Annotated in this window: 14 protein-coding genes; 2 read left to right on the top strand and 12 right to left on the bottom strand. The window is 39.4% G+C overall.

What is annotated here, in order from left to right:
- Positions 1–608: 608 nt before the first annotated feature.
- The 5 genes from LKI_RS00475 to LKI_RS00495 form a co-directional block, all read right to left on the bottom strand.
- Entirely contained in the window at positions 609–2,735 is a 2,127-nt protein-coding gene (locus LKI_RS00475) for an LPXTG cell wall anchor domain-containing protein (RefSeq protein ID WP_013102155.1), read from the bottom strand.
- 61 nt (positions 2,736–2,796) lie between these two features.
- The gene (locus LKI_RS00480) at positions 2,797–3,678 is read right to left on the bottom strand and encodes a sortase family protein (protein WP_013102156.1); all 882 of its coding nucleotides are present in this window, start codon (positions 3,676–3,678) and stop codon (positions 2,797–2,799) included.
- Between the two features lie 10 nt (positions 3,679–3,688).
- Complete coding sequence (locus LKI_RS00485; RefSeq protein ID WP_013102157.1) at positions 3,689–5,818, bottom strand: AAA family ATPase; 2,130 nt, start codon at positions 5,816–5,818, stop codon at positions 3,689–3,691.
- Between the two features lie 15 nt (positions 5,819–5,833).
- Positions 5,834–6,223, bottom strand: a complete 390-nt coding sequence (locus LKI_RS00490; protein WP_013102158.1) for a hypothetical protein — start codon at positions 6,221–6,223, stop codon at positions 5,834–5,836.
- A 162-nt stretch (positions 6,224–6,385) separates the two neighbouring features.
- Positions 6,386–7,009: a Type 1 glutamine amidotransferase-like domain-containing protein gene (locus LKI_RS00495; RefSeq protein WP_013102159.1), complete on the bottom strand. Its 624-nt coding sequence runs from the start codon at positions 7,007–7,009 to the stop codon at positions 6,386–6,388.
- Between the two features lie 136 nt (positions 7,010–7,145).
- Here LKI_RS00495 and LKI_RS00500 point away from each other — a divergent pair, with 136 nt between their 5' ends.
- Complete coding sequence (locus LKI_RS00500; protein ID WP_013102160.1) at positions 7,146–7,664, top strand: GNAT family N-acetyltransferase; 519 nt, start codon at positions 7,146–7,148, stop codon at positions 7,662–7,664.
- An 86-nt stretch (positions 7,665–7,750) separates the two neighbouring features.
- A complete protein-coding gene (locus LKI_RS00505; RefSeq protein ID WP_013102161.1) occupies positions 7,751–8,266 on the top strand; it encodes a nucleoside 2-deoxyribosyltransferase in 516 nt (171 codons plus the stop codon).
- 77 nt (positions 8,267–8,343) lie between these two features.
- On the opposite strand, the gene LKI_RS00510 is transcribed toward LKI_RS00505, so the two are convergent.
- From LKI_RS00510 to LKI_RS00540, 7 genes are all read right to left on the bottom strand, one after another.
- Positions 8,344–8,979 carry a YczE/YyaS/YitT family protein gene (locus LKI_RS00510; RefSeq protein ID WP_013102162.1) on the bottom strand — a complete coding sequence of 212 codons (636 nt, stop codon included), beginning with the start codon at positions 8,977–8,979 and terminating at the stop codon, positions 8,344–8,346.
- 132 nt (positions 8,980–9,111) lie between these two features.
- Positions 9,112–9,708 carry a hypothetical protein gene (locus LKI_RS00515; protein ID WP_013102163.1) on the bottom strand — a complete coding sequence of 199 codons (597 nt, stop codon included), beginning with the start codon at positions 9,706–9,708 and terminating at the stop codon, positions 9,112–9,114.
- A gap of 2 nt (positions 9,709–9,710) precedes the next feature.
- Positions 9,711–10,268 (bottom strand): hypothetical protein, encoded by a 558-nt coding sequence (locus LKI_RS00520; protein ID WP_013102164.1) that lies wholly within the window; start codon positions 10,266–10,268, stop codon positions 9,711–9,713.
- 2 nt (positions 10,269–10,270) lie between these two features.
- Positions 10,271–10,696: a thioredoxin family protein gene (locus LKI_RS00525; protein WP_013102165.1), complete on the bottom strand. Its 426-nt coding sequence runs from the start codon at positions 10,694–10,696 to the stop codon at positions 10,271–10,273.
- Positions 10,697–10,708: 12 nt separating this feature from the next.
- Positions 10,709–11,959: a phage tail tip lysozyme gene (locus LKI_RS00530; protein WP_013102166.1), complete on the bottom strand. Its 1,251-nt coding sequence runs from the start codon at positions 11,957–11,959 to the stop codon at positions 10,709–10,711.
- Positions 11,960–11,962: 3 nt separating this feature from the next.
- Positions 11,963–12,157 (bottom strand): hypothetical protein, encoded by a 195-nt coding sequence (locus LKI_RS00535; protein WP_004915944.1) that lies wholly within the window; start codon positions 12,155–12,157, stop codon positions 11,963–11,965.
- Between the two features lies 1 nt (position 12,158).
- Entirely contained in the window at positions 12,159–14,114 is a 1,956-nt protein-coding gene (locus LKI_RS00540) for a type IV secretory pathway, VirB4 protein (protein ID WP_013102167.1), read from the bottom strand.
- Between the last annotated feature and the right edge of the window lies 1 nt (position 14,115).

Raw genomic sequence — 14,115 nt, forward strand, 5'->3', positions numbered from 1 at the left:
AATGTATGTGATGTATTTATGTTAGTGTATATAACATCATTATATAGGCTAACATATACACGCTTATATACACATCTATATATACGTATATAGTGACTAACATACACGTGAATATGTTTGTAATATACTGACGTGTATGTTAGCCGTTAGACTGTTATTGACATTGATATTAGACTGGATTTTAACTAAAACGATTGGTAAGATCTTCTCATAATATTGTGCTAATCAATTTAATTAATAGTCGTCAAGTAACTATGTCTGTCTCAATTGACAAGTGCGCTTGTTTATAATCGCACACAAAAAAGCCATCAATGGACGGCTTTATTTGCGCAGTAAATCAGGTTTGATTGACTCACTGTTTAACTTTAGAAAAATGTTTTGAAAAGCCATGCAACAACAGTAAATATATGAAGTGAGATATGATAATTTCTTGCAAGTTAATCGTAATTTTTGATGAAAGCAGACTACTGAAATCGCATGTCAAGACCTCTTCTGAACACCTTAAATATAGCACATTGTGAAGAACAAAACAAGGCTATTGTTCATTATTTTATTGCTTGATCAAGACAAAACAAAAAAACAATGCCCTAAGGCACTGTTAAATATCGTTATTTGTGAAACCACTTCTTGATTGGCTTGCGAAATCCAAAGGCTGCGCCTGCTAGTGCAATCGCCCCATACAACCAACCCTTTGGCGGTTCAACATAGCTCGTATTTGGCGTGGGTGTTGGTGTAACACCTGGCGTTTTGTTCTCGACAGTATTTGATTCCGTCTTTGAACCGTTTTTCCAGATGTCATACGTATTCTTAATCGTGGCATTATCTTTGTTAGCTGTTACATAAACATCAAACACTGGTAAGGCAAAGGCTTTTGTTTTATCTGCATTCGCTAACTTAAAAAAGTCTGCGTTAGCCTCAGCTGTCAAGACTCGAGTCTCTTCATCATAACTAATCTTGAAATACTTAGTTAGATCAGTCTTACCGTCTTTTGAATAGACCTTCGCTGACTTATAATCCACTTCCTTTGGCAATGTATCAACGTATTTAAATGTCTTTAAATCGCTGGCACGGTTGGCTGGTAAGTCGTTAACTGTTAGCGCATAAGTAATTTCTTGCCCCTTCTTGATTTCATCACCATCAATTGACTTGTCAGAGTCACCTTTTGCCTCGCCTGATTCAACATCTTTTTTAGGCTTAATTTCAGGTGTGGTGTTCTCAACGGTATTTGATTCCGTCTTTGAATCGTTTTCCCAAATATCGTATGTGTTGTCGAACTTAGCATTTGAAGTATTGGCAATCGCATAGACATCTACAATTGGTAATTCGAAAGCTTTTGTCTTATTTGCGTTAATCAGTTTCAAATAATCTGCATTCGCTTCCGCTGTAAACATGCGTGTCTTTTTATCATAACTAATTTTGAAATACTTGGTTAAATCAGTCTTGCCATCTTTGGAATAGACTTTCGCTGACTTGTAGTCCACTTCTTTTGGCAATGTGTCAACGTACTTGATAGTCTTCATATCGTCAGTGCGATCAGCTGGCAAATCTGTTGTCTTCAATGAATAAGTTAACTCATCACCCTTTATCACAGACTTCCCGTTATCAGAACCATCCTTATCTCCAGCATTTTGACCTGCATCAACATCTTTTTTAGGTTCTGGGGTCACAATAAATTGAGTCAAGCCATAGGTTCCCTTGATTGGTGTTGGCTTAGCAGGTTCAGTTGGAGCTTTGGGTGGTGTTGGTGCGGTTGGTTGCTTATTTATATTGGTAAATTTCGTATAGATTTGACCATGCGTATTATAAACCCAGTTATCATCAACCTTCAAAATTTGTTGCTTATCGGTTGATTCGTTAGGTTTCAAAGTAAAGCTCGTACCCAGTGATAACGTTTTATTGATGTCTTTGGTAAAGGTGCTCTCGCCATCATGATTGACAACAAATAATTCCTTGCCAGAATTATCATAGACGTGGAAATTGATATTTTTATTAGCAGCTGTGTTAGGATGTTCATTTGTATACTTGTATGACGTTAAAGTAATAGAGTCTGCAATGATGACTTCAGATCCATCGCCCTTTGAAGTGACTTTCCAATTAAATTTACCTTTCAAAACACCATGACCAATGATTGACACGCCATCATTCATGTCATGAGTCAGTGTGAACTCACCAGTTTTTTGGTTAACGTCTGCTGTCATAAAAGTATCATATTGATCATGATTATCATGATTTTGGGTCAGCGCTTGCATTTCAGTATTGACATCAGTCCCGTTTTCAAAGGCAGCCTCATCCTTATCATACTGGGCCTTGTCTTTGTCATATTGGGCTTTGTCTTTATCGTACTTGGCTTTGTCCACCTTGTATTGTGCCTCTTCCTTATCGTAAGCATCATTAGCAGCTTGTTGCTTCTTCAATGCCGCATCAATAGCTGACTTTTGTGAAGCGTAAAGTGCCTTTATTTTAGTTGCTTCTGCCGCGTATTGACTGGCTGTAATGACTTTAGTCACAGTAGCATTTTGTGTGATTGTCATGCCCGCTTTTTTAGCAGCAGCCACGGACTTATCCAACTCACTATGATCGACATCGACCGATGTTCCCTTTGCGTCAGAATTTTTTGAGTCATCCGCGAAGATGTTATGGTTATCAAATGGATGGACTAAGCCAATAATTGCAGACGTCGCCACCATTGCCGATACTGCGATTACTTTTGTTTTGCGTTTAATGTTATGTGACATAATAAATATTCTCTCTTCCGATTTTTGGAGGGGTCGTAAATCCCGACCCCCTTTATAGGTTTTATTGCAGTTGTTGCTTTAAGCTGCTGTCCAGGAAATTAATTGATTGTTGACCAACTAATTCACCAGTCAGTACGATTCGCTTTTTAGCGGTGAAATTTGTGTAGTGACTCGCTTTAACCTGCTGCCAAAATTCTTGATCTTCCAAACAAGCAACCAATTTAACCTTTGGTTTGCCTGTGTTCTCAATAGACAATTCTTGATTCATCGCGCCCACAGCGATACCATAATCCAATTTGGTCGCTTTATAACGATAAACTGTATGACCATCAGAGAGATAAATATCTTTCCCTATGATGGTTTTTTCAGTCATGTTTTGCAAGGCACTAAACTTGGTAGGATGGTATGGCCACACGGCATTATAATCACCCATATTGTGAGCAAATATTGGCACTAATCCAGTTCCAAACTTTAGGTTGGGTGCATTCATGCCCGCACCAATGGCTAAGACGTGGTTACTAGTGCCTTCATAGATTGGCTCACTAATGCTAAAACTTGGCATAGCCACATGTCCACGTAGGATTTCAGCTTGATTGCTTTGGGCTAGTTTCAACATATCTTCTTTGCTAGATAAACCGCCAGTCCCTGAGTAATCAGGTTTGACACTTTTCTGTGCCGCCACTTGTTTGACTTGACTTGCTTTGACAACAGGTTGTTTTTTTGCTTGAGCAACAGCCTTATGACTAGCTTTTTGAACCTTCTTCGCTGTTTGCCACTGCGTATGGTTACCGTAAATCACAGCGCCAGTGACAATTAAGATGCCAAACATGGCTAATAACAGTGTTTTTAGAATTGGATGGTCCCTTTTCAAACGATGGTAATTTGGACGTCTCGGTTGCGCTGCCTTTCGACGGCGCTTGACTTGTTCAATGTTGATTGCCATAGTTCACCGCCTAATTGTCAAACGGGACAACATAATCGTAGCCATCATGATGCACTGTGATGGTTTTGTCTTGTACCGAAACGACTTTAGCGGTGACTGTTTGACCATTGATTGTGGCATCTACGTCTTCACCGACATGGTAGCGATCAGCTAAAGTAGAAGAAGTGTTAGCTTGTGAGCTTGATGAGCTTGATTGACTACTTGAAGCACTTACCTTTGAAGAAGAACCAGCTTCAGATGATTCGGGTGCTAAGGTTACGGTTGCGTTGCCTTCGTTGTGACCACTCGCAGAGACTGCTTTTGATGATTGTGCAGTGGCATCGGTTTTGTGTTGTGCCATCGCATAACCACCAAAGCCCGCACCACCAATAGCCAGAACAGCCAAGAAACCAATCGCCGATGATTGCCAAGCACTTGTTTTCTTTTGTTCAACTTGAGGCTGCTTTATTTGCGCTGCTAACAAAGTCATCAATTGTTGGTTAGTTTCATCATGTGATGTTGTCTTTGGGGCATTTTGAAGCATTTGTAACTGTTGACGAAGTTGGGAAACCTCATCATTATTGACAGCATCTTTACCTTTTAATTGTTGCTCGAGGTTTAGATTAGTTTGCTTCAAAATCTGGACTTGTTGCTCAAGTTCACTGAGGCTACCAGAATGTGTTTTAGCACTTTCTAACTCAGTAGCACTGATCATCGCTTTTTCATGCTCTGATTGATATTGTGCCCGCTTGTTACTGATGTCTTCTTCCAGCTTTTGATGCATGTCTAGCAATGATTGTGTGTTTTGAGCTAATAACTCATCACGCAAAGCTTTAAGACTGGTTAGCGTCTCTGTTTGCGCTTGTGACGTCACTTCTGAGACCTGATCGTCTACTGTGGCTTGAAGATTACTTTGCAAGTCTTTAGAACGTTCTACAAACCAGTTATCGAGCTCTTGGTTAACAGATACTTTCAAAGCCTCTAAGTCGCTTACAAAGTCACTCTTGAGCGTTTTGAGAGTATTATCATGACGTGCATTCTCATCTTCCACAGCCGTGCGATAACCTGCTTCACGAGCTTGATGTGCTTGCGCATAACGGGTTTCAAACTCAGTTGCCCGTTCTTCCTTCATTTGTGCATCAACCGTCTCAGAAACATTAGTGTCACGTAACTGTTCAACTGCTGCTTTAGTCTTTGCTTGTTGTTGTTTCAACAAGTCGGACATCGCTTTGCGTATCTTTTGCGTGTAAATGTTGCTGGTATCATTCAAAAAGTCATTTGCTTTGGCTTTGTCAGCGTTCAAACGACTAACCACGTAATCGGGGTGTTCCGCAGGTAAATCAGCTTTGACATCACTCAATTCAAATGCATTTGGTGTCAGGTTGACACGATCAATTAACTTCTGTGTGGGATCACTTTCGGTCATGACACCCTCTGAGTTGTCTTGAGTCGGAACAACAGCTCGAACAATCGGCTTCACTGTTTCAGCAGTTGATGGTTGCTTTGGCTGGTCAACTATCTTAGGAATATCAGGTACAGTCTTTACGCCCTTTTCCTGTGATTGGGCACTAGTTTCATTTTCAACAGCTTGAACTACTGGTGGCTTGTCTTCAATCTTTGTGCGTTGGAACTTATTAGGCTCAACTGTTAGGACTTCACCAGTTTCTCGCGCTTGTCTAAACTGTTCCTCAGAAGGTAAATCTGGCAAATCATCTGATGACAGACTACCATCTGCCAGCACGGCATCCATCAGCGGTTGTAAGGCTTCAACAATAATGTCATAAGTCATATCTTCATCTTGACGAATTTCTGTGTCATTAAAAATATGATCAGCGGTACTAACAACAATGTTTTCAAACCCTGCTGTTAATGTCGCTCTTTCCCAACTTAATCCGGTTGGCTCAGCGCGACCTTTTTCGTTAGTGATAAAGTAGACGACATTGCCTAAACGAACATCATGATCACCTGCGCGAACCACATCATTGACCAAACCAGCAGCGAATTGTTGTAGCCCTGACAGTGATACATTCGGCCAGCTTTCACTTACCCCACTTTTTTCTGCCAGGTCTTGAATCACCTCATCATTGAGATCAATTTCAGTTTGTTCAACGCGGGCAAAAAATGGATCCCCGATACTAGTTTGTTTTTTCTTTCCAAACATATCTTATTCCCCCGTTTAGAATGGCCAGTTGATGACGTTTCCGCCACCAGCAGTAGTTGCTGTTTGCCAAATCCATGTCAGCAATAGTCCAGTTAAGGCGCCGCCACCAATACCGAACATGGCGTGCATTAGCTTGCTGTTACTCTTTTGCGCCATCTGTTCATTACCAGTAGCACGCATGATGAAACCAATCAATAAGCAAATAGCGCCCACAACGATCAACACAATATAAAGAATTGTGATGACCTTTGAACCACTTGTTTTGGCAGCATCACCAATGTCCGCTGAGGCAACAGTCGGTAGCCACATTGGTAATGAAGCAACCAATCCCGCTAATGTTTGTTGTAAGCGTGAAATCGGACGACGCTCCCATAGAAACTTGTTATGTGCATTTGACTTTTTCATTCAAAAAGTCCTCCTTTTTCTTTGTTGTGTTATCAACACACGCACAGAATAACAAGAATCAAAAAATTGTCATAAAGGTAAATGGTTTTTCCTGAGGCAAACAAAAAAGCCCATCCAACGGGATGAGCTTTAGTTAATTTACAAAAAATAATTCAACGACACTCAATCCAAAAAAGTTTGAGTGTCGTTATTAACAGCTAAGGCTTGGTCGTTATTAAGTCTTGTAATGTTAATTCCGGTTTCATTTTCATATTTATTAATTTTATCTTTTATTGTAGGATCGCGGGTTAGCATTTCTTTAAAGTGTGGATACACATGAATATCTGTTAAATTAAGGCCATCTAAATTCGAGTCATTAAACTGATTATCTTCCGGATAAAGGTACTGCATCAGAGCTATGGAAGGGCCTGAAATAATTGAACCGGCACTTAAACCGAATATAAGTCCTCCATTTTGGTTTATTCTCTTCAAAATCTGATCAGCACCACTTTTTTTGATGTAGTGCAAAAGGTAAAATGGATAGCCCCCATTCAGAAAAATTAGGTCGTAATCAAAGAGTTTGTTAGCATCTTCAAATTCCACATCTAAGAAATCTACTTGCTGTATATTCATGCTGAGGAGATCTTTTTTTATTTTTTGCATCTGAGGGTGCTTTTCTTTTTCCTTTGGCCAAGATGTGGAAATAATACAAGCCTTTGTTATTTTATTCTCTTGAATCATTTTTTGAGCAACATTTATAATTTTTGGTGTTGAAAATCCATAAGCAGTAAGTAGTAACTTATTCATTTAAAAACATCCTTCTCTTTTTGTTGTATAATTTTTTTAAAATATTTTTTCAATTATAACACTGTAAAAAATTATAATTTATTTTATTTTTGTAAATGCACATTAGCATCTTTTTAAAAAAAATGGGGGCAAAAAAATGAAGTGCTTAGTATTAAGTGAAAAAGATTATTTATTGTACAAAGAAATTCGACTCAAAGCTTTACGAAGTGATCCACTTTATTTTGGATCTACTTACGAAGAAGAATCTATTAAGTCTGATGATTACTTTAAAAATAAAGTCAAATTTTCATCTAAACATTTTGTTATGGGCTTCTATGATGGCACAAAACTAATAAATGTTGCCGTTTTTAATAGTCAGACCAATATGAAAGAAGCTCACAAAGGTGAAATCACTTCGGTAATATGTTTAAAAAAATACCGCAATCAAGGATTAACCTACAATCTGCTGACTTGTTTAATTCGTAAAGCATTCACTGTGCCGAATTTAAAGATAATAAAATTGACATGTTTGACGGATAACAATAGTGCACGGCATTTGTATTGTAAATTGGGGTTCAGAAGCTATGGTGAAGAGCCGAATTCTCTGTTTGATGGCAAAAAATATTATAACGAAAGTTTATTGTTACTTGATTTTCATTCATTTACCGCAAAATAATGTTATGTCGTGGATAACCACTATCAGAATTGTTTTAATATATGCTTTCATTTATTTGAGCCAAAAAAGAAAAGGAAAACCATCTTATGACACTGATTCATGAATTACATGCTATAGCCGAAACGGCTGAGCACCATGAAGGTAAAACAATCTATTTAGCCGGAGGTTGGTTTAACCCACTTCAAGAGGAAATTCTGAAAAATTCTTTCAGTTCCTTACTCAAAAATACGACCGTAGCTCATGTTCATGTGCCCTTACTTCACCAGTACCAAGGCTCAAATCCGATTGTAGATGGTGAATTCAATCCTGATCAGGAATGGGCCACTGCCACTTTTGATGACGATGTTAATGCAATCGATAATGCCAACATTGTTGTTGCTTTACTTGACGCAAAAGATCAAGATACTGGTACAATTTGGGAAATGGGATATGCTTACGCCACTCATAAACCTGTGGTTGTATTAACAGTTGGTGATACGTTTGAGTATCCCATTAATCTGATGCCGGCTCAAGGGGCAATTCATCATCTCGAAAACAATACTCTAGCAACATTTGATTTTTATGAAATTAACAAACGTTTCTATGTTGGAAAAACAATCTAAAAACCTTAACCAATCGAAATTTCTGGTTAAGGTTTTTTTCATATCATTTCACGATGAATTATGTTTTTGGATTGAAACTAGTCATATTTGATCAAAATATTTTTAAAAAAGAAACGCCAACTTTGTACGAAGTATCCTGTCGTGAATGCTATAATCAATGTTCCAATTCCCAATGGTCCACCAAATACAAGTGCTAATGTAAAGAAAAGCACATCTTGCATAGACCTGGTTAATCGATAACTAATCCAACCCTTTTTTTCAAATGACAGGGCGACAGCATCGTAAGGAGAAACCCCTAAATTGACGCTTGTGTATAGACTAATGCCTAATGAAAAAAGAACCATACCAAAAACAAACAAAATAATAATTTCTAGGATAGAACTCTTACTAAATGTGTGAAAAATTATCCTACTCAATATTGGCGTAAGATAGCCAACAATGTATCCTGGTAATGACATATTAATTAAAGTACCAATGCCAAATTGACTGCGATCAAAAATGCAAATAGTCAGAAATAAAAACGCGTTAAAGATTAGTTGATAGTTTCCTAAGTACCAATTAAAAGTATTTGATATACCGATATCAGCGGCTGTCGCGGGGTCTATTCCCAGACTCGATAAGCGAAAAAATACGATACCCAGTGCTATTATACTTGTACCAACAACAGATAAACAAAGGCGAATGAAAATTGAAAGTGAGTCATTCTTAAACATTTCTTCTCCTTTTTCTTACTAATTATAAGAGAAGTCTAAACGTTTAATACATCATTGTCAATTTATATCTATGCCATACGTATCTTTCTACGCAGATTAATTTTTAATTGATCTTTTCAATTTTTATCTAGTTTATAGCACGCTACTATCACTTTGTAATTGATAAGTCCCAATCCGATCTAATTGTGTCACAAGATTTGTTTTAGGATTGTAGGTCACATTATAGACAAAACGTGTGGTGGCGTCTGCCGAGTCCTTGAGGTGGCTTTTAACAAAGACAATCACCTTCCCCTTCACTGCTTTGGCACTTGCTGAGGTGGGTAAGAAGTCCATGTGATCATAGGTCATCACCACACCTGTCTGTGTAATCATTTTATCGGGATCAGCCTTGAAATCTAAACTATTTTTGACTACATCCTGAGTCACATAAGGTGTCATCTGTTTGGCTTTGGCATCAAATTCCTTTTGAGAGGCAATTGTCCAATCTAGGGTAAACAGCCTATCTAGCAAGTTAGAAGCTGCAGAAACATTTGGTTGCTTTGAATCTAGTACCGTACCGACCTTTGATTTCTTCTTGATGAGTTTGCTTTGTTGTACCGCGAGTTCATTTGAGGCACTTTGATGCGTTTTAACAGCGACTTGAGTAGCTAACCAAAAACCCAGTCCAGCAATCACCATCAACGCTGGCATAGCCCACAGTAAGGCTATTTTTTTATTAACTTTTGACATGGTTATTTCCTTCCTGAGGTATCTTTTACAGCACCCGTTTGGAGTTCTGTAATTTTGCCATTTTCAATGTGCATCAATATTGTTGTGCTGGTTTCCTCTTTGCCTAATTTATATTTAACCGTCCCAAATCCTAGACCTGAACCATCGGCTGCTTTGGAATAGACAATATCATTGCTTTCTAAATGAAAAGTTGGCACCCCTTCATCCACGTCACCGCCAAACGTTGCCCCTAGAAAAGCTGAAACAACATCATCCGTTGCCACACTGCTTTTTGCATCTGATTTATTCAGTTTTAGTGAGATGGCAAACATTTCTTTGAGGAAAGTATTGCCAATTTTTTGAATGTTTTGGGTATCTCGAATATCAGCGGTTTCAATCTTATCAAGTTGTTTAGCCTGGACAACGTACTGACTTGTCTTAGCTTTTGTTGCTTTGATTTCTTGGTGCACGATATTCACACTCTTGACCGTGCGTTGATAGCTAAGTCCTTGCTGGATTAAAAACAGGCAAGCAAGCGTTAACGCAAAAGCGTAGACCCATTTTAAATTGAATTTTGTCATGGTTAATCTCCTGCGACCACTTTGGCAATCGTTTTATTGTTGGTTGAACTGGTACTGTCAATCACTTGATTACCTTTCAAAGCAATCACTGTGGGTACTTGTGTCACGCCGTACTTAGCAAGATATGCTTGTGCATCAAACTTTTTAACGTTGACCACAACATAATCAATTGTCTTTTGATGTGTCTTGATCGTCTTTTTAATCGTGCTACGCGCCTTTTTACAGTCAGGGCAACCAGGCCTATGGAAGATTAAGACTGTCTTTTGCTTGCTACTGGCATCTAACTGTTCAATCTTGTCAGCGAAGTTCTTGGTATCTGGATAACCATTCACTTCCGTGTTGTAATAATAAGTCCCACCAATTGCAGTCAATATCGCAATGACGGCTAAAGAGAACACTGCAATGCCCCATTTCTTTAATTTATTCATATTTGAATACTCCTATTTATCTGTTTTGCCTGTACTAGAGTCAAATGGCCCACTAGGAATAACAACGTTAGTGCCTGCCTTTGCAGGTAGCTTGAGATAAAGCCCAGGGGATTTTAGTCCTTTACTTTCGGGCGCCCAATTATATTGATCTTTTGTTTGTACGGCGAAGTGAACGTGAATACCTGTTGCTTCACCAGTTTGTCCTTCATGACTAATGTGTTGACCAGCAGAAACCTTATCACCTGTATTGACAACAATGGCTGACTGAGTTGGTGCGTGACCGTAATAGGTAAACACCCCGTCAGTGCCTTTAATCACTAGCCAATTACCCCCAACGCTATCAAAGCTTTTGGCTACTACCGTGCCATCATGAACAGCGTACACATTACTTTCACCACCAGTCATAGTGTGGTTGACGGTTTGAAAATCGACACCATAATGTTCTGCGCCTGTTAGGCCTGCATAGTTTGGATAGCCACCTGTTATGTTGTATTTTCCTTTAACTGGTAAGCCATCTGTGTTGGTATCCAACCCTGTGTCACATGAGGCATCAGACATAGCACTTGAATTGGCATCGCTTGAGGTATCACTAGAACCCGAGTCGTTGTTGCCGCCATCAAAGACATCAATATTACCTGCATAATCTAGTTTGAAAACCTTTTTGACTTCTTCGGCAGTTTTTGCGGTGTCGGCGACTTTTCGTTGTGGATCATTTTCTCCGACCCCTTCAAACTTTGTATCCCAAGCCACCATTGAACTGTTAATGTTGTTAGCGGCCGCTAAGCCAATTAGAGTTGCTTTATGACTACTATGCAATTCATTGATTGCCAGTTGAACTTGTGCTTGCACTGTATCAGCTGTGTCACCATAGCGATTTCCGTTAATACCTCCAGCACCCCACTGCCAAATGCCTTTTACCGAGCCAGCCGGATTGACGGCTTTCGAATTAAAGCCACTTTCTCTAAGACCAATCGCAATTGCAGCAGCGATATTGTCGCCTGACATTTTAATTTCTTTATGAAAACGGTCAATTGCATGTTGTATGGCTTTGTGCGTTGCTGAGTTGGGATCTTTCCAATCACCACCGATTGAAGTGCCACCATCATCAATGGTTGTATCATCATTCCAACAATTGGCATTCTGTGTTGAAAAGACCATGACACACATTAAGGCAATAACTGATATTGACAGAATTGCTGTAGTGATGATGCCGATGATGACATACAAGCGACGTTTTTTATCTTGCATCCAACGTTCTAACATGGTCTAACCTCCCATTAAAAGGCTGAGGCCTTTGAGAATAAAAACAAAAACAAAACCACCAATGACATACCAAATAATTTTGTTATCCACTGGTTGAGGTTTTTGACCTTTGTCATAGTTTTCAACGATTTGTTGCGCCTCTTGCTTCATTTTTTCACGGTTATCACGCGCCTTCTTTAATGGATGTGGCAACTTCATCTTACAGTCCTCCACCAAACAAATTAATTTCTGAGTCATTAAGATCAACGTGCATGAACGTAGCTTGCTTACCCACCAAGTTCATTAAGAAATCACCTTGATCCAATCCTTGTAACGCTTGTAGTTGACCATCAGTGATATTAGTTTCACTCACCACACTGCGTAAACGGGTTGTATCCGTTTTTGATAGACGTCCAATCGTTTGCTTTGGGAATCGGCCGAAGAAGGAAGATGCGGCACGACTAGCCTCAGTGTCTGAGGCATTACCCGTTGGCACAACGTTTTTGAGTCCTGGGAAGATAGCAAACATCCCGAAAAAATCTTTACCATGTTGTGCCATCATGTTATCGCCAAAGGTTATGCCTAATGAATGTTTAGCATTGAAAATATCATCCGCTTCATCCTGTATCCACCAGAAGTATTTTGGTGGATTACCATTGTCGTTGGCCTGAGTTGAGACTTCACCACGTTTAATGCGCTCACGTTGCTTAGTTCCATTAATCGTGATGTAGCTTTCCATCAAAGACAAAATGGTAAAGTATTGGGCGTTGTAGAGATCATCTTCTAATCTTGAAAGACCACTCGTATCAAAACGAATCAAACGCTCACCAGACAGATCAGGCATGGTCGTTACACCATTCACCATGTCGCCATGGTTTTGTATTAAGCTGCTAATTGTCGATAAGATGTTATCCAAACGTTCTACGGCAGGCTGTGTCATGTTGCGCGTCAGCATGTTACGGGTTTCTAGGAAGGTTTGAAAATCTTCGAGAATTGGATAGGCTTCATTTCGTAGCCCGATTACACGCAAATCTTGCGGGTTGTCTTTTGGTGACAATGACCACATACGCCGTTCAACATAGAAATCAGTAATTAGGTTACCCAACATTTCTAATTCTTTCTTGTCGGCTTGTGGATTAAGTGTCGCGTAGTACGTAATCACTTTTGTACGATGCTGGTTGAAACTTGCAATGACATCAACATTGCCATTTGCATCAAGGACAGTGCCAAACACTTGCATCAAATTAATGATGTTTTGACTACCATCAAGCGTCAGAGTGACACCGTAATAGTAATTCACTATATCACGCCATTCATTAGACTTATCAAACACCCAAACTGTATCACCGCGAGAAACTAATGGCCCCAAGTTCTTTTTGGCAAACGAGCTTTTACCTGAGCGCTCACCACCCACAACTAGGTTATAAGCGGTTAACTGCGTTCGGTGGTCATTGTAGCTAGGATCATACATAACTTCACCACGTTGCATGGTTAAGCCCATGTATGAACCACGAGGATGTGCAATAAAGGTTTGATTAAAGGCATAAGAACCAGCTAAAGCATAGGCTTTCATTGGGAACCCTTTGTCCTTAATCGTTTGATTTTCAATTGACATTGCTGGCATAAAGAACTGTTGGAAGTGGGTTAATTGCTCAGAAGGATAAACTTTCATGCGGTAGTTAGAAAGCTGTTGTTGAATTTCTTTAACACGACGACGTAATTCTTCTGGAGAAACATCTGATACCAATAATCTAACGTAGACACGTTTGTAAATTTCACGACCATTGCGGGCTTCATTCAAGTCTTGGAGTGTAATGTCAGCATCTTGTTCGGCTTCCAACGCGTCACCTTGTGAGGTCACTTCACTACGTGCCTTACTACGCAACGTGTTAGTAGCTGTCTCAAGTGCTTTTTGCACTTCAAAGTTGTTCTCAGTCCCAATCTTGATGTCTACAATGGTGTTCTTGTGATTGATTAACTCTTTGAACCAGCCTTGTAACTGTTCATTCTTGGGATAGTCATAGACATTGATAATGGCACTACTCGCCATACCATCATCAAAGTAAGTGGTATGAAATTCAATGCCACTAGGGTTTTGAACTTCCTCAATGAGTTCTAAATTATAGCCGCGTGCTTTCAATGCGGAACGTTTTGCTGTATTTAAACTTGTGCGCATG

Source organism: Leuconostoc kimchii IMSNU 11154 (assembly GCF_000092505.1).
Lineage (GTDB): Bacteria > Bacillota > Bacilli > Lactobacillales > Lactobacillaceae > Leuconostoc > Leuconostoc kimchii.

Bases quoted from the DNA above. Each gene is read 5' to 3' on its own strand.
- LKI_RS00475 (WP_013102155.1), bottom strand. From the start codon at position 2,735: ATGTCACATAACATTAAACGCAAAACAAAAGTAATCGCAGTATCGGCA.
- LKI_RS00480 (WP_013102156.1), bottom strand. From the start codon at position 3,678: ATGGCAATCAACATTGAACAAGTCAAGCGCCGTCGAAAGGCAGCGCAA.
- LKI_RS00485 (WP_013102157.1), bottom strand. From the start codon at position 5,818: ATGTTTGGAAAGAAAAAACAAACTAGTATCGGGGATCCATTTTTTGCC.
- LKI_RS00490 (WP_013102158.1), bottom strand. From the start codon at position 6,223: ATGAAAAAGTCAAATGCACATAACAAGTTTCTATGGGAGCGTCGTCCG.
- LKI_RS00495 (WP_013102159.1), bottom strand. From the start codon at position 7,009: ATGAATAAGTTACTACTTACTGCTTATGGATTTTCAACACCAAAAATT.
- LKI_RS00500 (WP_013102160.1), top strand. From the start codon at position 7,146: ATGAAGTGCTTAGTATTAAGTGAAAAAGATTATTTATTGTACAAAGAA.
- LKI_RS00505 (WP_013102161.1), top strand. From the start codon at position 7,751: ATGACACTGATTCATGAATTACATGCTATAGCCGAAACGGCTGAGCAC.
- LKI_RS00510 (WP_013102162.1), bottom strand. From the start codon at position 8,979: ATGTTTAAGAATGACTCACTTTCAATTTTCATTCGCCTTTGTTTATCT.
- LKI_RS00515 (WP_013102163.1), bottom strand. From the start codon at position 9,708: ATGTCAAAAGTTAATAAAAAAATAGCCTTACTGTGGGCTATGCCAGCG.
- LKI_RS00520 (WP_013102164.1), bottom strand. From the start codon at position 10,268: ATGACAAAATTCAATTTAAAATGGGTCTACGCTTTTGCGTTAACGCTT.
- LKI_RS00525 (WP_013102165.1), bottom strand. From the start codon at position 10,696: ATGAATAAATTAAAGAAATGGGGCATTGCAGTGTTCTCTTTAGCCGTC.
- LKI_RS00530 (WP_013102166.1), bottom strand. From the start codon at position 11,959: ATGTTAGAACGTTGGATGCAAGATAAAAAACGTCGCTTGTATGTCATC.
- LKI_RS00535 (WP_004915944.1), bottom strand. From the start codon at position 12,157: ATGAAGTTGCCACATCCATTAAAGAAGGCGCGTGATAACCGTGAAAAA.
- LKI_RS00540 (WP_013102167.1), bottom strand. From the start codon at position 14,114: ATGCGCACAAGTTTAAATACAGCAAAACGTTCCGCATTGAAAGCACGC.